The sequence below is a fragment of the Pseudarthrobacter sp. DSP2-3-2b1 genome, from assembly GCF_049895945.1.
GTDB lineage: Bacteria > Actinomycetota > Actinomycetes > Actinomycetales > Micrococcaceae > Arthrobacter.
In genome coordinates this window covers 100,619-123,749 of record NZ_JAFCTI010000001.1, presented here as the reverse complement: position 1 = coordinate 123,749, position 23,131 = coordinate 100,619, and the positions used below count along the sequence as shown (strand labels likewise).

Here is a 23,131-nt window from a genome sequence, read left to right as displayed (position 1 = left end):
TAAGGAAGTGCATGTCACTGCCGTTGTGGTTTCCCACAACGGCAGTGCCTATCTCCCCAGAACCCTGGCTGCCCTCGCGGGCCAGACCCGGCCCGCGGATTCCTTCATCGGAGTGGATACAGGATCGCGGGATGACTCCGCCGCGCTCCTTAAGGGCGCCTTCGGCGAAGATAACGTGACCAGCTTTCCGCACGGCAAAAGCGGAATGGGTGGCGCCGTCAGGGCCGGACTCACATCACTCTCACCGTGGGACGGTGGGCACGAAAGCGCCGGGACGCAATGGATCTGGCTGCTGCATGATGATTCAGCACCGGCGCCGGAAGCGCTCGCCGAACTGCTGACTGCTGTGGAACGCGCACCGTCGGTGACCGTCGCCGGCTGCAAGCAATTGGACTGGCACTCAGGGCGGCGGCTCATCGACGTCGGGCTCTCCACCAGCCGCTGGGCGGAGCGGCTCACCCTCATTGATGCCGACGAACTCGATCAGGGGCAATACAACGGCCGGACTGACACCTTCGCGGTGAATTCTGCCGGCATGCTGGTACGCCGGGACATCTGGGAGCACCTGCGGGGATTCGATCCCGCCCTGCCGGGCACTGGCGACGACGTCGACTTCTGTTGGCGCAACCGCCTGGCCGGGCACCGCGTTGTGGTGGTCCCCACGGCCAGAATGTTCCATGTGGCGCACCGGCCCCACGGACAGGGCAACCCTTCAGCTGCCCGCAAGGCCCAGGTCCACCTCCGCCTCAAGCACGCCCCGTTGTGGAAGGTTCCGGTTCACGCAGCCGGTGCGCTCCTTGGCAGCATTTTCAAACTTGTACTCAGCATCGCGGTCAAGGATCCGGGTCACGGTTTCTCCCAGCTCGTGGCCACCTTCGCTGCGCTGGCGCGGCCCCGTGCTGTGGCCAAGGCGCGGCGGACGGCAGCCCGGACGCGGCGGATCCGGCGCTCGGTCATTCAGAAGCTGCAGACTCCCCGGCGGGAAGTCTGGAACCACCGACGTTCCCTGATGGAGGCCCTCGGCGCTGACAACTCCACCCCGGACGGCCTCGTTCAGGACCCCCTCGCAAACCAGCCCACCGGCGATTCAGCGGACGACTTCGCCGCGCTGACCACCAGCGAGCGGGGCTGGGTGGGGACCGGCGCACTCGCGGCATTCATCATCGCCTCAGCAGCCTCCCTGCTTGCGCTCAGCGGGCTGTTCCGCACCGAGGCAGTTTCCGGCGGCGGACTCATTCCGGTCTCCGCCACGCTGGGCGAAATCTGGCATCACGCCTCCAGCTGGTGGATCAGCCTGGGGGCCGGCCTTCCCGGAAGGGGAGACCCGTTCGGCTACGTTCTGTGGATCCTGGGGCTGCTCGGCGGGGGAGATGCCAACGCAGCCATGGGCTGGCTGCTGCTGCTCGCGGCTCCGCTGTCCGGACTGACGGCCTGGTTTGCTGCCGGCGCGCTGACGCTCCGGCGACGCTTCCGGTTCGTGGCCGCTCTTTTCTGGGCTGCCGCCCCTGCCCTGCACGTTGCCCTGAACCAGGGACGTGTTGGCGCACTGGTGGCCCATCTCATGATTCCTTTGCTCGTCCTCGCCCTCCTGCGCGCCACCGGCTCGGCGGTGGGTCACGGCCGGTTTGCGGTTCCGGTCCCCGGCGAGCGGCGTTTCACCGAAAAACCGCCTGCACGGCCCGGAATCAACGGCATGCCCTCCTGGACGGCAGCTGCCGCGGCGGGGCTGGCGCTTGCTGTTGTAGCCGCGTCCGCTCCTTCCCTGCTGATCCCCGCCGCCGCGATTATTGTTATCTGCGGACTGATGCTTGGCCGCAGGGGCCGGACAGTCTGGTGGGCCCTGTTTCCCAGTGCCGCGCTTTTCATTCCCTTTGGACTTTCAGCCATCGACCGGCCACGGGCGTTGCTCGCCGATCCGGGCCTTCCCGTGGGTTTCGAAGCCGCTCCCTTATGGCAGCAGCTTCTGGGCCAGCCCCTGCTTTTCTCCCCGTCAGGCGGGCTTTACGGCCTGCCGTTCTTCAGCGGCCAAGCGATCCCGTGGGCACTCCTGCTCGCGTTGCTGATAGCGGTACCGGTCCTGCTCCTTGCCGTCGCGGCCCTGTTTGTGCCAGGCAAGAGGACCCGCACGGCACGCGTTCTCTGGGCGGCAGCACTGATTATTCTTGCCGGATCCTGGCTCACAGGGCACATCGCCACAGCTGCCAACGCGGATACCCTGGTAACCCCTTTCACCGGCCCGGCTGTCTCCGCCGCAGGGTTCGCCCTGCTGGGTGCCGCGCTCATTGGCGCCGAGCGTTTGCTTGACGCCGCAGACAAAGCAACCTCAACAAGAACCAGGCGCAATGTGGCGCTGCGCTCTGCCACCGCCCTGGCAATGGTGGTACTGCTCGCCGGGCCACTGGCCGGCATGGCGGTCTGGTCCGCCCAGAACATGCTCCGGTCCACCGCTGCAGCTCCGGTGACCGAGGTGCCGTCCGGCCCGGCGCTTGGGGCACAGCGCCTGGTGGAGGCCGGTAGCGCGCGGACCCTTCCAGCTACCGCCATCGACCGCGGCACCGGCCCCGAGCAGACCCGCACACTTCTGATCAGCACCCGGGAGAACGGCACCTTTGATGCCGCCCTGATGCGCGGTGCCGGGACCACGCTGGACAGCCTTTCGGCCATTGCCGCAGCCCGGAACATCATGGGCGCCCCCGGCCAGGAAACCGTCAGGGAGGACGACGACGTCACAGCCTCCATCCGTAGCGTTGTAGCCACTCTGGTAGCGGGCCAGGGCGTGGACCCCCGGCCTGCGCTCGAAAAGCTGGGGGCCGGGTTCGTGGTGCTGCGCTCTGCCGATACCGCCGCACAGCTCACGGCAAGCAGGATGGACGCCGTGCCGGGGCTCGTTGCCGTGGGGCAGACCGACGTCGGCTGGCTGTGGCGCATCACCCCGCTGAACCAGCCCACGCTGCAGCCTGCCGATGTTGCCCACCGTGTCCGGATAGTTGACGGGGCCGGCGCCACTGTTGCGTTGGTGCCATCCAGGTACGACGACGTCGATACTGCCGTCGCTGAAGGACCGGAAGGCCGGCTGGTGGTGCTGGCAGAACGGGCCGATCCCGGCTGGAGCGCCTGGTTGGACGGGCGGAAGCTTACGGCCACCACCTCCGGCCCTGCGCAGGCATTCACCCTGCCGGCGTCTGCCGGGCAGCTGACCATCCGCTACGACGTCCCCTGGGCCCTGTGGGCCGGGATCGCCCAGATCACGGTGATCGGACTGACCGTGATGCTTGCCATCCCCATGCCGGCCCGCCGGCCCAACACGGGTCTGTCCCGTGACGAGGGATCTTTGCGTAAGGAACACCAGAATGCATAACGACGCACCCCCCGCCGAGGTGGCCGCGGCTGACACGTCCGTTGCAGACGCGCCGGTGGCTGATGACGCCGTCGGCCAGCCACGGACCCCGGCCCGCCGTACCCTCAGCCGGGAGGCGCTGGCAGGGTTGGCCTCTGCCTTGCTGATAGTGGCCGCGGCCGGCGGGATCGTCGCTGCCGGGTCGATCGCACCGGAGCCAGCCGGGAGCCGGAGCATTCCGGCGTCGCTGGCAACTGTCCCGGCCGGCGCCAGCCTGGGCGTGTGTCCAGGGCCGGCGCGCCTGCTCGAAGGTACGGAAGCGGGCACTGACCCGCAGTTCAGCCCTGAATCAGCCACAGCCAACAGCGCTGTCACAGGCGCTGTCCTGAGTGCCCCCGGCGGTGTGATGCCCGGCAGCCGGTTGTCCGCGCTCGACGGAACTGCCGCCGTCGAGATCGCCAAGGGCGGCGGGCAGCCCGGAGAGGGCACAGGCCCGCAGGACCTGGTTGCTGGGGTGCTCGCCGGGCGAAAAGTTGAAAGCCCCACCGTCCTGGGGGCCGATGCCCTGGAAGGGATGAAACCCTCAGCCGCTGGCGTCCAGAAGTTCACGGCCACTGACGGGGACCTCCAAGGGTCCGCTGCGGCCAACTGCCAGGCGCCGGCCAACGACCACTGGCTCGGCGGTGCCAGCACCACGGTAGGCCGCACTTCGGTGCTGGTCCTCAGTAATGCCTCGAGCACACCGGCCACCGTCAGCCTGGAGCTCTTCGGTGGCCAAGGCCAGATCCAGGCCCCAGGCAGCAGGGGACTGCTGGTGGCGCCGGGAACCACCCGCTCCATTGTTCTGGCCGGCCTCGCTCCGGGTGAAGAGCAGCTCACCGTCCATGTCCGCAGCGCCGGCGGTCCGGTGGCGGCGGCCATCCAGCAGAGTGTCCTGCGGGGACTGACGCCCGGTGGCGTCGACTTCATTGCACCGGGGGCGGCGCCGGCAGCCCGTCAGGTCATGACCGGGGTGGACATCCAGGATGCCGCAGGAATCGCCGCGGTCACCGGGGCAGGCGGCTTCGACGACGCCGGGCCCACTCTCTCCCTGACAGTTCCCGGCTCTGCCGATGCTGTGGTGGAGGTCAAGCTCTTCGGCCGCGACGGGCAAAAAGCCCTGCCCGGGGGAGGCGTTGTGACCGCAAAAGCCGGTGCCGTCACCGAGGTTTCGCTGGCCGGCGTCCCTGCCGGCCACTACACGGTGTCCACCAGTTCGGATGTCTCCTTCGTGGCCGCGGCCCGGGTCACGCGCGGCCTGAGCAGCGACAAAGCATTGGACGTTGCATGGGCAGCTTCCGGGGTCCGGCTGGGAAGCCAGCACGTGGTGCCGGTGCCGCAGGGCGGGGACCGCACGCTGGTATTCGGCGTCCTGGAGAACCGGGCCACTATTTCCTACGCCGCCATTACGGCGGACGGCAAGATCCGGGCGGCCGCTACTGCGGACGTCGCCGGCGGCACCACCACGTCGATCAAGGTTCCCGAAAAAGTGGAGGAGTCGGATGTAGTGGGCTACGTGGTCTCGGCTTCGGGCGACGCCGCCTACGGCGCCCTGCTGCTGCAGCAGGAGGGCCGGGAAGACGTTTCCACGCTGGCCTTTATGCCGGCGGCAACAGGCCAGGAAAAGGTGCCGGTTATTCTCGGCTACTGACCCGCACAGAAAGCAGCATCCGGCAGCGGGCAACTGGAGCCCGCGTGGGGGTCAGTACATTGTGGAGTCAGTACCGGCACACCGTGGAGTCAGTACCGGCGCCGGTAGACCGGGTCCAGCGTTTCGGGCGCTACGCCCAGCATTTCGGCGGTGTGCTCCACCACGACGTCGTGAACCAGGTCCTGAAGTTCCTCACGGGTGGCGCAGCCCTGTTCCACCACCCGGCGGTACAAGGTGATCACCGGGCCTTCCTCTGCCGTGGCGGCGGTGTAGGCGCCCATGGGCGGCGGCGAGGCGTCGGCAACCAGCTGCTCCAGCTGCGGTGGTATCTCGTCCACCGCGAAGCGGACGCCATCGAGGGTTTTGCCCCAGATATCGTGGAGCCGCTGTGCCGAATCCAGCACCATGTCATCAAACCTGTCGGACCGCGTCCGGTAGCCGGGGTGCGTGGGCAACATCAGCTCGCCGCGCAGGCCGCGGCCGTGGCGGTTCCGGCGGCGCATCGCGAAGCTCCGGCCCGGTGACCCCAAACCCGTCTCTCCACTGCGGACATCCGGGTCAGCCAACCGGACCGTAAAAGCTGAATCATGGTTCGATGACTGCATACATTGACTCTAAACCCGGCCGAAGATTTACGCGACACAATCCGCTGTTCCGGCGCTGGCGCGGCGAGAGTGCCTAAATACGCCGAACGGCCGGGGACAGCGAGTAGTCTGGGATGTCGTGGGAGCTATCCGTCAATGTTCGAGGTCAGCCTGCCGTCAGTCAGCGGTGGCTACTTTGACGTACGTCTATGCAGACTCCACTGCAGTCCTGGGTCCGCTTGCCACCTACGCCGAGCCCCATTGTTACGATTTGTGCGAGCAGCATGCCGGCTCGCTGACGGTTCCGCGCGGCTGGGAAGTCCATCGGCTCGCCATGCCAACAAGCCCGCAGCAGCCCGGACCGGACGATCTCCTCGCGCTGGCAAATGCCGTCCGCGAAGCAGCAGCGCAGCCGCCAAAGTCCCAGCCCGCCCAAACCCAGCGTTCATCGCATTCAGCGCTGGAAGCACCGGCCGGAACAGAAGGCACCCGGCGGGGGCACCTGCGGGTGCTGCGCGAACCCTCCTGACACCCATCTGGCGGTAGGCTGGAACCTGCTAATCAGTCAGCCAACGGCGCGAACGCGCCCCTTTCGGGAGCATCAACCCATGCCAAAGCTCAGTCCTGAACTGTTGTCCGTCCTGCGGTGTCCCGTCACCGGATCCCACCTGATCCAGGAGGACGACGAACTTGTCTCGACGGCGGCAGGGGATTCCGGCGTGAAATTGCGCTACCCGATCGAGGACGGCATCCCGCTGCTGCTGCCGCCGGAACTTCGCCCGGCGGCCAATGCTGCCGGCTCGGACCAGCACGATTCCCGGCAGAGTGACGCCGGAACCGCCTGACCAGTCCCGCCCCCGGCGCCTGCGCAACTGCCTGCGCCCGCAACATCCCACAGACGCAAACCCGCCAGATGCAAAACCCGCGGCTACCTCATCGCCGTCGCCGCGGCAGGACAGAGCAAAGGAATCCCATGACATTTGACTACAAGGTAGCTGACATCTCGCTGGCAGAGGCCGGCCGGCACCAGATCCGCCTCGCTGAGCACGAGATGCCCGGCCTGATGTCCCTCCGGGACGAGTTCGGACCTACCCAGCCGCTGAAGGGCGCCCGGATTGCCGGTTCCCTGCACATGACGGTGCAGACCGCCGTCCTCATCGAAACCCTCACCGCACTCGGTGCCGAGGTCCGCTGGGCTTCCTGCAACATTTTCTCCACCCAGGACGAGGCCGCCGCAGCAGTTGTCGTCGGCAAGGGGACTGTGGAGGATCCGCAGGGAGTTCCCGTGTTCGCCTGGAAGGGTGAGACCCTCGAGGAATACTGGTGGACTGCCCAGCAGATCCTCGTCTGGCCCGGAGCGGACACGGAGCCGGACCTGGGCCCGAACATGATCCTGGACGACGGCGGCGACGCCACCATGCTGGTCCACAAGGGCGTTGAGTTCGAGGCCCTGGGTGCCGTGCCTTCAGCAGCGTCCGACGAATCCGAGGAAGGCCGGATCTTCCTTGACGTGCTCCGTGCGTCCCTGCAGGAGGATCCGAAGCGCTGGACCGGGATCGGTTCCGGCCTCCGCGGCGTCACCGAGGAGACCACCACCGGCGTCCACCGTCTCTACCAGCTGGCGGAACAGGGCAAGCTGCTCTTCCCGGCCATCAACGTCAACGATTCCGTCACCAAGAGCAAATTCGACAACAAATACGGCATCCGCCACTCACTGCCGGACGGCATCAACCGCGCCACAGACGTCCTGATGGGCGGCAAGGTGGCAGTGGTCTGTGGCTATGGCGACGTCGGCAAGGGCGCCGCCGAGGCCTTCCGTGGCCAAGGATCGCGTGTCATCGTCACCGAAATCGACCCCATCTGCGCACTCCAGGCAGCCATGGACGGCTACCAGGTGGCGAAGCTGGAGTCCGTTCTCAGCGAAGGCCACATCTTCATCACCACCACCGGCAACAAGGACGTCATCCTGGCCGAACACATGGCCGGCATGCGCGACAAGGCGATCGTGGGCAACATCGGCCACTTTGACAACGAGATCGACATGGCCGGGCTTGCCCGGATCCCCGGTATCAAAAAGGTGGAGATCAAGCCCCAGGTGCACGAATGGGTCTTCGAGGCCGACGCCGCCACGGGACAGGGAAGCCGCTCCATCATCGTGCTTTCGGAAGGGCGCCTGCTGAACCTGGGCAACGCCACCGGCCACCCCTCCTTCGTGATGAGTAACTCTTTCGCCAACCAGACCATCGCCCAGATCGAGCTGTGGACCAAGCGGGACCAGCCCGAAGGCGAGCGTGAGTACGGCAACCAGGTGTACGTCCTGCCCAAGATCCTCGATGAGAAGGTTGCGCGGCTCCACCTCGACGCCCTCGACGTCGAGCTCACCGAACTGTCCAAGGACCAGGCTGAATACCTGGGCATGGACGTCGCGGGTCCGTACAAGCCTGAGCACTATCGTTACTGACGTGTGACGCCCCGGGTGCTGACCGCACCCGGGTTTGTTACGTCCAAGGATTAAGATCGGACCATGGAGCCTGACCTAAAACCGCGCCGCCGGGGGACCGCCAAGAAGATTCTCTTGGTGGCGGTCCTTTGTGTCCTTGCTGCAACCGGCGGAGTTTTCGCCGCAGTGGCTCCGGGGTTCGCCGGCGGGGGCCTGGAATCGGAAGCGGGCTCCGCCGTCCGGTCGGCACCGGGAGTGGCTTCGCCCGTCGTCGCGCCCGTGAAACTGGACGTCACCCCCGCAGAGGGGGCCAAACAGGTGAACCCGGCCGCGCCGGTGTCACTGAAAGTGGCCAACGGCAGGATCGAGAGCGTCACGCTGACCAGCACTTCAGGGGAAGCAGTCGAGGGGACTTTCGCTACCGACGGCAGCGGCTGGTCCGCAGCAGGTCCGCTGAAGTTCAATACCGAATACAGCTACACCTACGTGGTCGCGGACGGCGCCGGACGGGAAACCAGCACCACGCATTCGTTCAACACCGTCTCCAGCACGCATGAGGCCGACGCCGCGATTTATCCGCTGGACGGCATGAAGGTAGGCGTGGGCCAGCCCCTCCAGATCATCTTCAGCGAACCGGTGGTCAACCGGGATGCCGTGGAGAAAGCCATCAAAATCACCTCCAGCGCGGGCCAGGCCGGAGCGTTCCACTGGTTCAGTGACACGATGGTCCGCTACCGTCCGGAGGCCTTCTGGGCCGCCAACTCCACCGTCACCATGGACATGCAGCTCTTCGGCGTAGACCTTGGCAACGGCCAGATCGCGAACTTCAACAAGAAGGTCAACGTGAACTTCGGCGACAAGAAAGTTGCCATCGCCGACGCCGCCGCCCACACCTTCACCCTCAGCGTCAACGACCAGGTGGTCAAGACCCTCCCGGTCAGCATGGGCGACGAACGCTTTCCGTCCGCCCGCGGTTACGGGGTGCTGATGGAAAAGAACCGCTATGACCACTTCCGGGCCGCCAGCATCGGCCTCAAACCGGGCGATCCCGCCTACTACGGCGAAGTGGACGTGGAGTACGCCATCCGCCTTACCCTGAGCGGGGCCTACCTCCACCAGGCGCTGGAATCCGCCTACCCGTTCATCGGCAACAAAAACGTCTCCCACGGCTGCATCGGTTTCGCTCCCGACGGCGCCGCCTGGGTGTTCGAGAACATGACCACCGGGGACGTTGTCCAGATCATCAACACCGAAGGCGACTTCGCCGCGCATGACGACGGCTATGGGGACTGGAACATTCCCTGGGCTGAGTACGACAACTGACGTAATGTCACGGCGCGTGCCCGGTCAGGCGGCCACGCGCCCCCGAGCGGCCAGCTTGGCTAGGAACTGAACGGCAAGCGGTCCAGCCGCTCGGCTGTTACCGTGCTGCGCCGCCGGGCCTGCCGAAGCTGCGCCAATTCGCGGTTGCGCCGTTCGGCAATAACAGCGGCCAGGTAGTGCTCGGGGGTTGTTCCGGGCGGAGGGGGAGGGGCCACCTGCCCCGACAGTTCGGTGGCGATTGCCTGGGCCATCCCGGCAGCGGACCGGGGGGACATCCGCCCGGCCTGACGGATGAACTGGGCAGCCTGCCTTGCCGTTGCATCCGGAATCCGGCCGATGTCCGCCGCCGCGGCCCAGGCCCGCAGATGCGGGGGCACGTCGACCCGGACAGCGGCCTCAACCGGCACCCTTCGCCGGAGGGCGTACGTGCCTGCAAGGATATCTCCCAGCCGCTTGGACCGGCCGTTGAAGAGCGCGACGGCGATGGCCAGGCCGCCCAGGGTCAGATAGATTTCCAGGAAGCCCGTCAGTCCGCGAATGACGGCGTGCCGGAACCTGATGGCGCCGCCGTCGTCCCGGACCACGCGCAGGCCCGCAGCCAGCTTTCCGAGGGAGAGGCCCCGGGTGAGGGTCTCCACGGCCACGGGAAGAATCACAAAGCAGAAAACGATGCTCACCAGCAACAGCATCCGGAACGCTGCTTCGTCGATGTCCTGGGCAGCGGCAGTGACGCCGAACAGGATCACCACCAGCAGGACCACATTGAAGAGCACGTCAAGCAACAGCCCCAGCGCGCGGGCGGCGAAGGACGCGGGGCGGAGTTCCAGGACAACGGCCTCGCCTGTAATTATTGAACTCAAACGGGTTCCCCTTCCCCTCATCATTCCTGCGGTCAACCAACCTCCGGACGCTCACAGTCTAAGGCGGCTAGGCTGAGGCCGTGGATATGGATGCGTTCTCCGCCGTCAACGGAGACAAATGGTCGAGGCTGCACGAACTTGCCCATAAACGGCGGCTCAGCGGGGAGGAAGCCGATGAACTGTTGAGGCTCTACCAAACCACCTCCGCGCATCTGTCCTTCATCCGCTCTGTGGCCCCTGAGGGCGGCTTGTCTGCGTCCCTTTCCGCCACCTTGGTCCAGGCGAGGACGCGCTTCACGGGTGCACGCTCCAACTTCATGACTGACCTCGCCCGCTTCTTCGTTGCCGCCCTGCCCGCAGCGTTTTACCGTCTGAGGTGGTTGACGGTGGCGTGCGGCGCAGCCTTCGTGGTGGTTGGCGCCGCCTACGCGGTGTGGATCGGGACCTCGCCCGAGGCCTTGCGGTCGGTGGCATCCGACGCCGCAGTGCGGCAGTACGTCGAGCAGGACTTCATTGACTACTACTCGGAAAACCCTGCTGCTTCATTTGCCGGTGCAGTATGGACCAATAATGCCTGGATCAGTGCGCAGGCGGTGGCCCTGGGCATCACGGGTATCTGGGTGCCGATGATTCTGTTCACCAACGCTCAGGCAGTGGGGATCGCCGCAGGAATCTTTGCCGCCGTCGGCAAGCAGGATGTTTTCTATAGCTACATCCTTCCCCACGGCCTGATGGAACTGACGGCGGTTTTCATAGCCAGCGCTGCGGGCCTGAGGATCTTCTGGGCCATGGTCTCGCCCGGTTCCCGGACCCGGGGACGCGCCGTCGCGGACGAAGGCAGGTCCCTGATCACCGTTGCCCTTGGCCTGGTGCTGGTGCTGTTCATCTCGGGGCTGGTGGAGGGCTTTGTCACGCCCAGCGCTTTGCCGGTGTGGGCGAAAATCAGTATCGGCGCCGCTGTCCTGGCTGCGTACTGGATCTACGTCCTCGTGTGGGGCCGGCGCGCCTATGAGGCGGGGGAACGCGGAGACCTTGCTGCGGGCGACGCAGGCTACACGGAAATCGCCGCCTGAATCGGGCGCTTCCGGGGTGGCACCTCGCCGTTGAAGAGGGGCGGCGGTAGGCTCAACAACAGATACATGGCGCTGCCCGGACCAGAGCCGGCAGCGCGGACCCCAACGGAAGTGACGCTGCTGTGAACGACAACCCGCCGACCCCTGCCAAACGCTCGGAGCCGCAGCCGGATCCGGACCTGGATGCGTCGCAAGACTCGGATGAGCCCGCGTTTGCCTGGATGACAGGCTCCGGCTCCAGCAGCACCGATGACTCCAGCACCGATGACTCCACTGACGGCGTCCGCACCGGGCAGGCTTCCGCTCAGCCCGAAAGCCGCGCCGACCGCAAAGCGGCGGAGGCCGCCGTCGAACATTCCGAGGCTTCCTCCGCAGCGGAATCCTCCGCAGGGGCGCACCACATTGAACCCGCAGCCGTCGTGTCTCCCGCCACCGCATCTGCCGCCACCGCACCTGCCGCCAAGGGCGCCGTCGGCCGCGATGCTTCCGGCCCCGAAACTTCCGGCCGCGAAACTTCCGGCCACAACGCTTCCCACATGGGAGCGTCCCCGTCGGGAGCCGGCCGTAAGGACGGCGGCCTCTTCAGCGAACCGCATCCCACGTCGGCGCTGCAGGTCCGGCCGCCGCAGGAGGAAGTGGAACGGCGCAACGCCGAACGGGAAAGCGCCGCCAATGCCAAGCCTGTGCCGCCACGGATCTGGCAGGTGCTGCTGGCCATCTTCTACCCCGTGATCCTCCTGGTGCTGGCTGTCCGGGCAGTGACCAGTCCTTTGTTCCTGTGGGTGGAATACAACAGGCCCGGTTTTCCCGGTGACGGCTACGGCTTCAGCACCGACGACAGGATGACCTACGGCTCCTACACCGTTGACTACCTCAGCAACTGGGCGGGTCCGCGCTATCTGGGGGACCTGGTCAACCGCAGCGGCGGCGACCTCTTCAAAGACGGCGAAGTCAGCCACATGGCAGACGTGAAGCTTGTCATTCTTTCGGCCTTCGGCGCTGGCCTGCTCCTGATCATCCTCAGCCTTGTGGGTATCGCCTACCTGCGGCGCCGCAGCACCGGGGGAGTGCGCCGGGGACTGTTTGCCGGTTCCATCGTTGCGTTGGTCATCATCCTGGGGCTGGGGGCGCTGGCCGTTCTCGGCTGGCAGCAGTTCTTCACCGAGTTCCACCGGATCTTCTTTGCCAGCGGCACCTGGACGTTCGCCCTTGAGGACACCCTGATCAGGCTCTTCCCGGGGCAGTTCTGGATTGACGCCGGCATTGTCATTGCCGGGCTCGTCTTCCTGGTCTCGCTGGTGACCCTCATCCTCACCTGGCCCACACGGCGGCGCCGGGGCCTCGTGCGGGATGAGAAGAATGTCACCGATGAGCAGGCCAGCGCCGCTCAGCCGTAAAGCTCTCAGCCGTAAAGGCCAGCTATCTCGGCCTCAAATTCGCGCACGACGGCGGCCCTCTTGAGTTTGAGGGACGGCGTCAGGTGGCCGGATTCTTCGGTGAACTCGGCCGGCAGGATGGTGAAGTTCCGGATGGATTCGGCCTTCGAAACCAAGGTGTTGGCCTGGTCCACAGCTGCCTGAACGGCAGCCCGGACCCGGGCATCGGCGACCGCCTCGGGGATGGAAAGTGCCGGGAAGTTGTTTTCCGTGCACCAGTTTTCCAGGCCTGACGGATCGAGGCTGACCAGGGCGGCAACAAATGGCCTACCGTCGCCCACCACCACTGCGTGGCCAACGAGCTGGTGGGCACGGATCCTTTCCTCCAACGGCCCGGGCGCCACGTTCTTACCGCCCGCCGTCACCAGGATGTCCTTTTTCCTGCCGGTGATTTTCAGGAAGCCCTCAGCGTCCAGCTCGCCCACGTCTCCGGTGCGGAAGAAACCGTCCACGAACGCCTCGCCGTTGGCAGCCGGGTTGGCGTGGTAACCCTTGAACACGCCGATTCCCTTGACCAGCACTTCGCCGTCCTCTGCCACACGGATGGTGGTGCCTGGCAGCGGCACGCCCACGGTGCCCACCCGGGTCCGGGTGGGGGTGTTGGCCGTGCACGGGGCGGTGGTCTCGGTCAGGCCGTAGCCCTCGAGAACCGGGATCCCCACACCGCGGAAGAAGTGGGCGTCCTCAGGTGCCAGGGGGCTGGCCCCGGACACCATGTAGGTGAGCCGGCCGCCAAAGACCCGCCTGAGTTTCGCGTACACCAGCCGGTCGAACAGGGCGTGCTGGATTCTTAGGGCGACGCCGGGGCCACCACCATGCCCCCGGGCTGCGTTGTCCTGTTCGGTGGAGAAGCGGACAGCGGTGGCCGAGGCTGAGCCGAAGATCCTTCCGTTCCCGGACATGGCTGCCTTATGGGTGGCGCTGGCACGGACCTTCTCGAAGATCCGGGGCACGGCCAGCAGGAAGGTGGGCTTGAAGGTTGCCAGATCCTCCACCAGGGCCGCCGGACTGGCAACATGGCCCAACGTGACGCCGGCATGGAGACACACCACCTGGACGGCGCGGGCCAGGACATGGGCCAAGGGCAGGAACATCAGGGTGCGGGCGGTTTCCTGCTTCAGGAGCTCCGGAAGGAAGGCCTGGACGTTGGCGGCCACGAGGGCAAAGTTGCCATGGGTGATCTCGCAGCCCTTGGGGTGCCCGGTGGTGCCGGAGGTGTACACCAGGGACGCGACGTCATCCAGCCCCGCGGCGGTGCGGTGCCGTTCCAGTTCGGCGTCAGTGACCCCCGTGCCGGCCGCCGCGAGGCTGGCGAGGTCCGGGGCTTCGGCGTCGTAATCCATCCTGACCACGCTGACCAGCCGGTCCCTGAGGCTGTCGGAGGACTCCAGTACCTGGGCAATCATGGCCACTTTGCCGCGGTCCTCGGCGAACACGCGGCGGGCGCCGGCGTCGTGCAGGATCCACTCCACCTGGCTGGCGGAGGATGTTTCATAGATCGGCACCGTCACCCCGCCCGCGAACCAGATGGCGAAATCCACCAGGGTCCACTCGTACCGCGTCGCGGACATCACGGCCACAGTGTCCCCCGGCTCCAGGCCGCCGGCGATCAGGCCTTTGGCCAGGGCGGAGACATCGTGCAGGAACTTCTGTGCCGGGACGTCCGTCCAGCCGGTGGGGGAATTGTACGAGTAGAGGGGATGGGCGCCGTTTGTGGCAGCCTGCGCCATCAGGAGATCGGTGACATTGCTGTCCGGTTCAAGCTCCACCATGAGCTTTGTGCTTGCTTCACGCACGGGCGTCTCCGTTCCACTGCCTTACCGGAGCGCTCCTGCGGGGCGGCTCTACATCGTCAGGGTCTGATGCAATCCTGCCTTAGATCCAGGACGGCATCCACATTCGGAAGCGCCATTCCTGGTACGGGAGGGTCTCCGCAGCCCACACCGGGTAGAAGAAGGCGGACAGCAGGACCGCTCCGGCAACGAACAGTGTCACAAGGTAGAGTCCCGAGCGCCGCCGCCAGAGCGGGTCGGTGTCCCGGCCCAGCACCAGTCCAAGGCAGTACACCAGGGCGAGCACCAGGAATGGCTCAAAGGACACCGCGTAGAAGAAGAACATGGTGCGCTCCGGGTAAAGGAACCAGGGCAGGTAGCCGGCAGCCACACCCGCCAGGACCGCGCCGGCCCGCCAGTCACGGCGTCCGGCCCACCAGAACAGGACCACCACCAGCGCGATGGCCGCACTCCACCAGATCATTGGATTCCCCACGGAAAGGATGGCGGAGGCGCAGTTGGGCACATCGCAGCCAGGGGTTCCCTGTTCCGGTTTCTGGTAGAAGAACGACGTCGGCCGTCCCATGACCAGCCAGCTCCACGCACTTGCCTCATACGGGTGTTCGGAACCCAGGCCCTGGTGGAACTTGTAGGCCTCCAGGTGGTAGTGGGCCAGCGACCGCAGCGAATCCGGCAGCCAACCCCATTGCGCTGACGGGTTGGACTCGGCCCAGCGCCGGTAGTAGGCGTCATCAGACCCGAACCAGCCGGTCCACGTTGCAACATAGACCAAGGCGGCCACGGGGACCATTGAGGTGAAGGCGGGCAGACCGTCCTTGATGACGCCGCCGCTTGCCCAGCCGCGGATTCCGGCGACGCGCCGTGCATTGAGGTCCCACAGCACTGTGAGTACGCCGAAGGCTGCGAGGAAAAAGAGGCCCGACCATTTGGTGCCGATCGCAAGGCCCAGGCACACGCCCGCGGCGATCCGCCACCAGCGGATGCCCAGCCACGGGCCGGCGAGGAGCTGCCCCGCCGCCGGCCGGCCATTCCTGGAAGCGGCCGCAAACCTGGCGAGCCGCGACGCGAGGCGCCGCCGGCCGTCGTCGCGGTCAAGCAGCAACGCCCCGAAAGCCGCCAGGATCCAGAACATCAGGAAGACGTCCAGGAGTGATGTCCGCGACATCACCAGATGGTGGCCGTCGACGGCGAGCAGCAGGCCCGCAGCGGCTGCCAAGGGCAGGGAGCGGAAAAGTTTCAGGGCAATCAGTGACAGCAGCAGGATGGACACGGTGCCGGTCAGGGCAGCGGCGAACCGCCAGCCGAAGGGATTATCCGGCCCGAATAACCACATGCCGCCGGCAATCATCCATTTACCCACCGGGGGATGGACAACGTATTCCGGGGTTTCGAGAATGACGGTCGGGTTGCCGGCATTGAAGGAGTCATTGGCCTTGTCCGGCCAGCTCCGCTCATAACCGCTGATCAGGTACGAGTAGGCGTCCTTGACGTAGTACGTTTCGTCGAAGACCAGGCTGGCGGGGGTGTCCAGCCGGACAAACCGGAGGATGCCACCGATCATCGCGGTCAGGATCGGTACGAGCCAGAACCAGATCCGCAGCGACGGCGGGTAATCCCGCCAGCTGCGGAAGTTTCCGATCAGGCGCTCCCGGAGACCCTCTGCGGAATAGGCCTCCCCGGGCCGGCTGATCCACGAGCGGCCAGGCAGCGAATTAACGGCACCCGCATTCCCGGGGGACCCGGCGGCTGGTGCCGGCGCGGTGGCTTGCCCGGCCCCGGCAGGCCGCATGGAGGTCTGCGTCACCTGCCCCATGCTACCTTTTGCAGCCTGTGAAGCCGCCCAGCAGTAGGCTGGGGTAGTGGACCCTAACCCCAGCACCTTCGCCGATTCCAGCCCTGCAGACCTTTCCGGGACCGGTGATGCAGAGCCTGATAAGACAGCGCCTGATACGGCGGCGCTCGATCCGGAGGGGCTCGATCCGGAGGGGCTCGATCCGGCAGCGCAGGTTCCGGCCGAGCCCGTTGCGGGAGGGCCGGGCCGGATCATCCTCGCGGCGACGCCGATTGGCAACGCAGGAGACGCCTCGGCCCGCTTGATCGGGTTGCTGGGTACGGCCGATATTGTGGCAGCTGAGGACACCAGGCGCCTGCACCGGCTCGTCCAGAACCTTGGGGTTAACGTCGCGGGGCGGGTCATCAGCTACCACGAGCACAACGAGGCTACCAAGACCGCAGAACTGCTGGACCAGGTGCGGGCGGGAAAGACGCTGGTCATGGTCACGGACGCCGGTATGCCGTCCGTTTCCGATCCCGGCTTCCGGCTGGTGGAAGGCGCGGTGGCAGCAGGCCTCACGGTGACGGCGGTCCCGGGGCCGTCGGCCGTTCTGACCGCTTTGGCTTTGTCCGGCCTCCCCACTGACCGCTTCTGCTTCGAGGGTTTCCTTCCCCGGAAAGCGGGCGAACGGGCTTCGCGGCTGGCGGACCTTTCCGCGGAGCGCCGGACCATGGTGTTTTTTGAGGCCCCGCACCGCCTGGAATCGATGTTGCGCGCGCTTCGGGAGCGTTTCGGCGCAGAACGGCGGATCGCTGTGTGCCGGGAACTGACCAAAACCTACGAGGAGGTCCTCCGGGGCACCGTGGGGGAGTTGCTGCTGTGGGCAGAAAGCAACGAGGTCCGCGGCGAGATAGCCGTGGTGCTGGGCGGCGCCCCCGAAAAGGCACCGGGAACCCCTGAGGACCACGTGGCGGCCGTCAACGAGTTGATCTCCCAGGGAATCCGGCTCAAGGAAGCGGTGGCCGCCGTCGCGGAGGACGTCCGGGTGAGCAAGCGGGAGCTCTATTCGGCAGTCCTCGCGGCGCGCTGACCGGGCGCTACAGCAACGCAACTAACGCGCCTGGCTGCAATGGCCAGGGTTGACCGGCCTCCCCGGGGCCCCTCCCAACGCCCACCGTCGAAGTAAGCGCCCGGCTGTGCAGTCGCACAACGGAGGCTGGGCCCTGCAGTGCTTCCTGGCGTAGACCCTCAGTAACCGCAGCAGTAGTCTGACAGTGAATCAGCAGCCCAACCCCACTGACAAGGGAGTCACCGTGACGCTCACTGCACAGCCAGCCGTAACCGCCAAGCACGAGAGCGATCTGCTCGCCTCTGTTCCCACTGGCCTGTTGATCAATGGCCAGTGGCGGCCCGCTGCCTCGGGGAAGACGTTCGACGTCGAGGACCCCGCCACGGGCAAGGTGCTGCTGAGTATCGCGGACGCCGCTGCCGAGGACGGTATGGCCGCCCTCGATGCTGCCGCTGGGGCGCAGGAGTCCTGGGCGAAGGTCCCGCCTCGTGAACGGGGCGAGATCCTGCGCCGGGCCTTTGACCTGGTGACCGAACGGGCCGAGGACTTTGCCCTGCTGATGACCCTGGAAATGGGCAAGCCGCTGGCCGAAGCCCGCGGCGAGGTGACCTACGGCGCTGAGTTCCTGCGCTGGTTTTCCGAGGAAGCCGTCCGGGCCTTCGGCCGGTACTCCGTGTCACCGGACGGGAAGTCCCGCCTGCTGGTGACGAAAAAGCCGGTGGGCCCGTGCCTGCTGATTACGCCGTGGAATTTCCCGCTGGCCATGGCCACCCGGAAGATCGCCCCCGCCGTGGCCGCAGGCTGCACCATGGTGCTCAAGTCCGCCAACCTCACCCCGCTGACCTCGCAGCTGTTCGCCGCCGTCATGATGGAAGCAGGCCTGCCCGCCGGTGTCCTGAACGTGATCCCCACCTCCACGGCCGGCGCCACCACGGGTCCGTTGATTAAGGACCAGCGCCTGAGGAAGCTGTCCTTCACCGGTTCCACTGAGGTGGGCCGCCGGCTGCTCGCGGACGCCTCCGAGACCGTGCTGCGGACCTCGATGGAGCTCGGCGGAAATGCACCTTTCGTAGTGTTCGAGGACGCGGACCTGGATGCCGCCGTCGCCGGGGCGATGCTGGCGAAGCTGCGCAACATGGGTGAGGCCTGCACCGCGGCCAACCGGTTCATTGTCCACGAAGCGGTGGCGGAGGAGTTCGCGGAGAAGTTCGCCGGGAAAATGGCGGAGATGACCACCGCCCGCGGGACAGAACCGGAGTCCAAAGTGGGCCCGCTGATCGACGCCAAGAGCCGGGACAAGGTCCACGAACTGGTTTCCGACGCCGTCGCTTCCGGCGCCAAGGCTGTCCTGGGCGGCGCACCGGCGGAAGGGCCGGGCTACTTCTACCAGCCCACCATCCTCACCGGCGTCACCGAAGGCACCCGGATCCTGTCCGAGGAAATCTTCGGACCAGTCGCCCCCATCATCACGTTCGGCACCGAGGCCGAAGCTGTCCGGCTGGCCAACAACACCGAGTACGGCCTCGTCGCCTACGTCTTCACCAGGGACCTCAATCGCGGCCTGCGGATGGGTGAACGGCTCGAAACCGGCATGCTTGGTCTGAACGCCGGCGTCATCTCCAACGCCGCCGCACCCTTCGGCGGCGTCAAGCAGTCCGGCCTGGGCCGCGAAGGCGGCCTCGAAGGCATCGAGGAATACCTCTACACCCAGTACATCGGCATCGCCGACCCCTACGCCGGCTGACGGCCGGTTGCTGACCCGGCGGCGCCGGAGCCCCGGCGTCGGCTTGCCGCGGCAAGCTTCCCCTGCCGGGCGGTTCACCCATCCGGGGCCTTCCGGCTATACCTTTTGTTATTGGCTTCCGCGGGGCCGGAACAGGCCGTCGCGCGCCCTTGACCACGCGCGCGGGGCGGTCCTGGCCGCCCGGAGCGCCAGCCTTCCGATCGCGTTGAACGGCAATGCCAGAATCCGGCCCAGCTGTCCAAGGACGGATGCCGGGAGCCAGTCGGCCCTGAAACGCCGGAAGAAGGTGGCGTTCTGACGCAGTGACTGGTGCACGGCGGCGATCCGTGCGGCCGCCGGCTGATGCTTTCCCGGGCGTTCTTGATGGAGTGGCCGGCCATAGTGGTCCCGTTCGAAGTCGGCTGTCAGGGTGCGGACTGCCTTGTGCGCGGCGTCGTCCATGCGGCCCGCTCCACCGAGCAGGGCCGAATGGCTGAGCCGGGCAGAATAGGTCCGCGGCGTCTCGCTGTGCAGCGGTGGCAAGCCATAATCGGTCCCGAGATCGCGCAGTTCGGACCACGCCAGCGGAACTGCGTCCTCCTGGGGCGGATCCTGGCTCCGGAGCCGTCGGGCACGCCGCCCCAGCCGGATCAGCCGCGGCGAAGCCAGAAGCAGGTACAGGCCCAGGGCGCTCCCTGCCGTCACCAGCCACGGCATGAGTTGCTGGCCGGCGTCGTCCGTACCGCCACCGGCACCCGGCAGAGGCGCGGCAGTGGGGGTTGGGGTAACTGGAGCGGAGGTGGCACCGGGAAGGAGGTCCTCGTTGTTTTCTATGACGCTGGGGGAGCCGGGGCTGGAGGACTCCGTGGCGTAATCGGGTACTACGCCGCGTGAGGGGGTGGGCTCGAACGGTACCCATCCCAAACCCTGGAAGTAGAGCTCGGGCCAGGCGTGGGCGTCCCGGGAGTCCACCTCGAACTCGGGCAGCGCTCCCTGTCCCAGCACTGCCACCGTGGCTCCGGTGGGCCTGCCGGGGGCGTAACCGACGGCGATGCGGCTCGGTATTCCTTCAAGCCTGGCCATCACCGCCATCGCCGATGAGTAATGGATGCAGTAACCGCTCTTTTGAGTCAGGAAGTCCGCCAGGACAGACAGCCCGTTGCCGTCATAGCCATTCTGGACCGGAGACTGGAGCGAATAGGTGAAGTCCCCGGACCGCAAGAAGTTTTGGATTGCCATGGCCTTGGCATAGGCGGTGCCGCTGGAACCTGTCACAGTGTCAGCTGTGGTGCGGACTATTTCCGGGATGTTGCCCGGGATCCTGGTGAAGTCCCCGGAGATGCCGCGGACCGGCGCCGACGACTGCTGCAGCGCTTCCGCTGTGAGTCGGGGCGCGGTGGAGGATACGATGTACAGCTGGTTGCGCGAGTTGGTGTTGGCTCCCTTGACCGAAAGGGTGGCCGGGTCCCAAGTCCAGCCGCCACTGAGCCCGCGGATGGTCTCCGGAGCGTAGGGCAACGGAAGGTAGGGGCTGGTGAACGTTCCCGTCTCCACCGCCGTCACCTGGCGGACCTGTTCCTCGGCGAGGATCTCGTAGCCGGTCTCCAGCACCCCGTTAACCGGCCGCCGGTCTCCTTCCCGGTCATCAGGTCCCCAGGAGTCGCCGTCGAAATTATCCACGGTAACCGACCGCAAATACACCGGTTTGCTGGCGTTGGTGGCGTAGGTGATCCGGCCGCTGCCCGCTGGGGTCCGCAAGCTGTTTCCCAGCGTGATCATGGGATTCAGGCCTGTTCCGGTGCCCCAGGGGTTGAGCCTGGACCCCTGCGGGAAGGTCCCGTGATCGAAACCGGGGACTGCCATTGGCACCGCGAGGGTTGCCACCAGCGCCACGGTTCCGGTCATGACCGCGCGCCTGAGCTGGCCCGGATTCCTGGCGCTGTCCGCCGACGTGCGTGCGTCCGGGGCAAACCATTGGCTGCAGGCCAGGATCAGCAGATAGCCGGCCACCGTGGCGCAGAAGCCCCAGAACCCCACGCTCTGCGGTTTGACCATGGCAGGGACCACCAGAATGGCGAGCAGGCCCACCCCGGTGGTGGCAGGCATACCCAGTGGCACCGCAAGCGCATCGATGAGGATGACTGTCAGGCCCAGAACAGCACAGATGACCATGACGATCCCCGCGTTCGGAGCCACCGGAGCGCTTTCGGCAAGCACCGTTTCACTGGCGCGGCGGATAAACCTGTCCAGTTCAGCCATGGTTGCCCCGGAGGGGATAAAGCCTGCAACTCCCGTGTTCCGGAAGAATGTGAGGGTCAGGATGGCGATCAGGGATGCGAATCCACCGGCCGCCACAAGCACGGGATGGGCCCGGAGGGCACGGAGCGTTGCGATGGACAGGCAGACAACGAGCACTGTGGTCACAACGGGCAAGTACCAGGCCCAGCCGCGCAGGACCCCGTTGAGCGAGACCGCGGCGCCCGCTACGGACAGGGCAACCGCCCCGGCCATGGCCCAGGGGTAAACCCCTACCCGCAGCCGGGCACGGTTCGGTCCCGAACCTGGTGTGCCCGCTCCCGCCTGAGGCTGTTCGCGCGAGGCCTTACGTTCCGGCGCAATTGTCACCGCCCCACCTCCGCTCCGCGGCGGACGTCGGCAGCAGCGGTAGCCTGCCCGCCGCCACCTTGATCAAACTCGCTCCAGGCCACGGGAACCGGGATTGACGTAGCTACTGCCACAGCCCGCCAGCCACCCCTACGGAGGATCTCCAGGGATTCCTCGGCGTCCGCGGGCCTGTCGGTGACAATGATGGCGAAGGCATTCGCCCCGTAGCCCGCACCGGGCGCCAGGGCCCTGGCTTCGGCCGCTGTGACCTTGCCAAGAACCGCAATGACCGGCCCGCGCATCCGGTGGGCGGACAGCTTGTCCATCAGATGATCGTCGAACACGGCAGGGCCGGAGTCCGGGCCATGGTCCCGGGCGGCGTGGTGCGGTCCGCTGAGGTGAATGGCGGCAAGGCTTTCGGCGATTGCCAGCAGTCCTGACGCCCCCGTAAATTCCTCGGCTTCCGGTTCGGGTGAGGACGGGGAGCGGAGGAAGGCCGGTTCGCCGCGGGGATCGAGGAGGCGAAGCGCGTAGTTACGGTCCGAAAGGTGCGTACAGATGGAAATCGCAGCTATTACGGCCCATTCAAAGGCGGGGCTGCTGGCCATCTCGCGGCCATTCACCGTTGGATTGCCGCCGTGTCCCGGGCCCGGGCCGCCGGGAAATGCCGTGAACCTTTGGTCCAGGATAAGGGTGGCTTCGGGTGTGGTGACCGACTCTTCCTGGCGTACCATCAGGACGCCGTGGCGGGCGGTGGCCGGCCAATGGACCCTGCGCATGGGATCGCCATGGCGGTATTCGCGGGTCATGACGTCGTCGTCGCTGGGATTGGCGCGGGTGCGGGTAGCTGTGATGCCATCGTTCCCCCGGGCGCCGGCCAGCCCGGTTACGGGAAGGTCGACGGCGGCCGGCGTCACTGTGAGCGTGTCGCCGTCGTCAATTGCCTGGCGGTGTAACGAAAGGCCGAACGGATCGGTGAATTCAGCCGTTACCGGGCCGATCAGGTACTGCCCGCGCTGGCTGGCACGGAGATGGTATTCGTATCTGCTGATCCCGCCGGTGGCGGAGCGGGCGGGGAACCGGAAGGCCGGCGACTCGCCAAACCGCGGCGGCAACCGTTCCTCCATGATCGCGTGGCCGCCGGCGTAACTGGTCCTTCCTACAGCCAGCCGTACGGTGCTGGCAGCGTTGGTCTCCACGGGGGACGGGTTGAACTCGCGGTACACCTGGAACCGGGGCTTCACCAGCCTGATTCCCGCCAGCGACACCAGCGGGAGGACGATCAGCAGGACCGCGAGGGTCAGGAGATCGCGCCGTCCCATGATCTGCGCGGCCAACAGCGAGATGGCCCCCGCAGCAAGGAGCCCCCAGCCGCGCTGGGTGAAGAGGTGCCGCGGGAGCCGGTCGTGCAGCGCCATGGGAGTG

General features: G+C 66.6%; 16 protein-coding genes. 10 read left to right on the top strand and 6 right to left on the bottom strand.

What is annotated here, in order from left to right; translation table 11 throughout:
- Positions 1-7: 7 nt before the first annotated feature.
- Positions 8-3,358: a glycosyltransferase family 2 protein gene (locus tag ACP7AX_RS00435; RefSeq protein WP_426224973.1), complete on the top strand. Its 3,351-nt coding sequence runs from the start codon at positions 8-10 to the stop codon at positions 3,356-3,358.
- Positions 3,351-5,027 carry a DUF5719 family protein gene (locus tag ACP7AX_RS00430; protein ID WP_426224972.1) on the top strand — a complete coding sequence of 559 codons (1,677 nt, stop codon included), beginning with the start codon at positions 3,351-3,353 and terminating at the stop codon, positions 5,025-5,027. The genes ACP7AX_RS00435 and ACP7AX_RS00430 overlap by 8 nt, the downstream gene beginning before the upstream one ends.
- 89 nt (positions 5,028-5,116) lie before the next feature.
- Here the strand turns inward: ACP7AX_RS00430 and ACP7AX_RS00425 are convergent, their stop codons facing one another.
- The gene (locus tag ACP7AX_RS00425; protein ID WP_131682086.1) at positions 5,117-5,632 is read right to left on the bottom strand and encodes a metallopeptidase family protein; all 516 of its coding nucleotides are present in this window, start codon (positions 5,630-5,632) and stop codon (positions 5,117-5,119) included.
- A gap of 118 nt (positions 5,633-5,750) precedes the next feature.
- Here ACP7AX_RS00425 and ACP7AX_RS00420 point away from each other — a divergent pair, with 118 nt between their 5' ends.
- The 4 genes from ACP7AX_RS00420 (at position 5,751) to ACP7AX_RS00405 (ending at position 9,374) form a co-directional block, all read left to right on the top strand.
- Positions 5,751-6,140, top strand: coding sequence for a DUF3499 domain-containing protein (locus ACP7AX_RS00420; protein WP_426224971.1), 390 nt, complete (start codon positions 5,751-5,753; stop codon positions 6,138-6,140).
- 79 nt (positions 6,141-6,219) lie between these two features.
- On the top strand, positions 6,220-6,456 hold the full coding sequence (locus tag ACP7AX_RS00415) for a Trm112 family protein (protein WP_131682084.1): 237 nt from the start codon (positions 6,220-6,222) through the stop codon (positions 6,454-6,456).
- A gap of 128 nt (positions 6,457-6,584) precedes the next feature.
- Positions 6,585-8,072 (top strand): adenosylhomocysteinase, encoded by a 1,488-nt coding sequence (ahcY, locus tag ACP7AX_RS00410; RefSeq protein WP_426224970.1) that lies wholly within the window; start codon positions 6,585-6,587, stop codon positions 8,070-8,072.
- Positions 8,073-8,135: 63 nt separating this feature from the next.
- A complete protein-coding gene (locus tag ACP7AX_RS00405) occupies positions 8,136-9,374 on the top strand; it encodes an Ig-like domain-containing protein (protein ID WP_426224969.1) in 1,239 nt (412 codons plus the stop codon).
- A 59-nt stretch (positions 9,375-9,433) separates the two neighbouring features.
- On the opposite strand, the gene ACP7AX_RS00400 is transcribed toward ACP7AX_RS00405, so the two are convergent.
- Positions 9,434-10,234: an RDD family protein gene (locus tag ACP7AX_RS00400; RefSeq protein WP_131682081.1), complete on the bottom strand. Its 801-nt coding sequence runs from the start codon at positions 10,232-10,234 to the stop codon at positions 9,434-9,436.
- Between the two features lie 80 nt (positions 10,235-10,314).
- On the opposite strand from ACP7AX_RS00400, the gene ACP7AX_RS00395 reads away from it, so the two are divergent.
- Both ACP7AX_RS00395 and ACP7AX_RS00390 read left to right on the top strand, forming a co-directional pair.
- The gene (locus tag ACP7AX_RS00395) at positions 10,315-11,307 is read left to right on the top strand and encodes a stage II sporulation protein M (protein ID WP_426224968.1); all 993 of its coding nucleotides are present in this window, start codon (positions 10,315-10,317) and stop codon (positions 11,305-11,307) included.
- A gap of 122 nt (positions 11,308-11,429) precedes the next feature.
- The gene (locus ACP7AX_RS00390) at positions 11,430-12,704 is read left to right on the top strand and encodes a TIGR01906 family membrane protein (protein WP_426224967.1); all 1,275 of its coding nucleotides are present in this window, start codon (positions 11,430-11,432) and stop codon (positions 12,702-12,704) included.
- A gap of 5 nt (positions 12,705-12,709) precedes the next feature.
- Here ACP7AX_RS00390 and ACP7AX_RS00385 read toward each other — a convergent pair whose 3' ends face one another.
- Positions 12,710-14,539 carry an AMP-dependent synthetase/ligase gene (locus tag ACP7AX_RS00385; protein WP_426224966.1) on the bottom strand — a complete coding sequence of 610 codons (1,830 nt, stop codon included), beginning with the start codon at positions 14,537-14,539 and terminating at the stop codon, positions 12,710-12,712.
- A gap of 79 nt (positions 14,540-14,618) precedes the next feature.
- Positions 14,619-16,349: a dolichyl-phosphate-mannose--protein mannosyltransferase gene (locus tag ACP7AX_RS00380; RefSeq protein ID WP_426224965.1), complete on the bottom strand. Its 1,731-nt coding sequence runs from the start codon at positions 16,347-16,349 to the stop codon at positions 14,619-14,621.
- A 229-nt stretch (positions 16,350-16,578) separates the two neighbouring features.
- Between ACP7AX_RS00380 and rsmI the strand changes: the two genes are divergently transcribed.
- Positions 16,579-17,400: a 16S rRNA (cytidine(1402)-2'-O)-methyltransferase gene (gene rsmI, locus ACP7AX_RS00375; protein WP_426225285.1), complete on the top strand. Its 822-nt coding sequence runs from the start codon at positions 16,579-16,581 to the stop codon at positions 17,398-17,400.
- A 223-nt stretch (positions 17,401-17,623) separates the two neighbouring features.
- On the top strand, positions 17,624-19,123 hold the full coding sequence (locus ACP7AX_RS00370) for an NAD-dependent succinate-semialdehyde dehydrogenase (protein ID WP_426224964.1): 1,500 nt from the start codon (positions 17,624-17,626) through the stop codon (positions 19,121-19,123).
- A gap of 108 nt (positions 19,124-19,231) precedes the next feature.
- Here ACP7AX_RS00370 and ACP7AX_RS00365 read toward each other — a convergent pair whose 3' ends face one another.
- Together ACP7AX_RS00365 and ACP7AX_RS00360 are read right to left on the bottom strand one after the other, a co-directional pair.
- Positions 19,232-21,727 (bottom strand): transglutaminaseTgpA domain-containing protein, encoded by a 2,496-nt coding sequence (locus ACP7AX_RS00365; protein ID WP_426224963.1) that lies wholly within the window; start codon positions 21,725-21,727, stop codon positions 19,232-19,234.
- The gene (locus ACP7AX_RS00360; protein WP_131682076.1) at positions 21,724-23,124 is read right to left on the bottom strand and encodes a DUF58 domain-containing protein; all 1,401 of its coding nucleotides are present in this window, start codon (positions 23,122-23,124) and stop codon (positions 21,724-21,726) included. Before ACP7AX_RS00360 ends, ACP7AX_RS00365 begins: the two co-directional genes overlap by 4 nt.
- Positions 23,125-23,131: the final 7 nt, after the last annotated feature.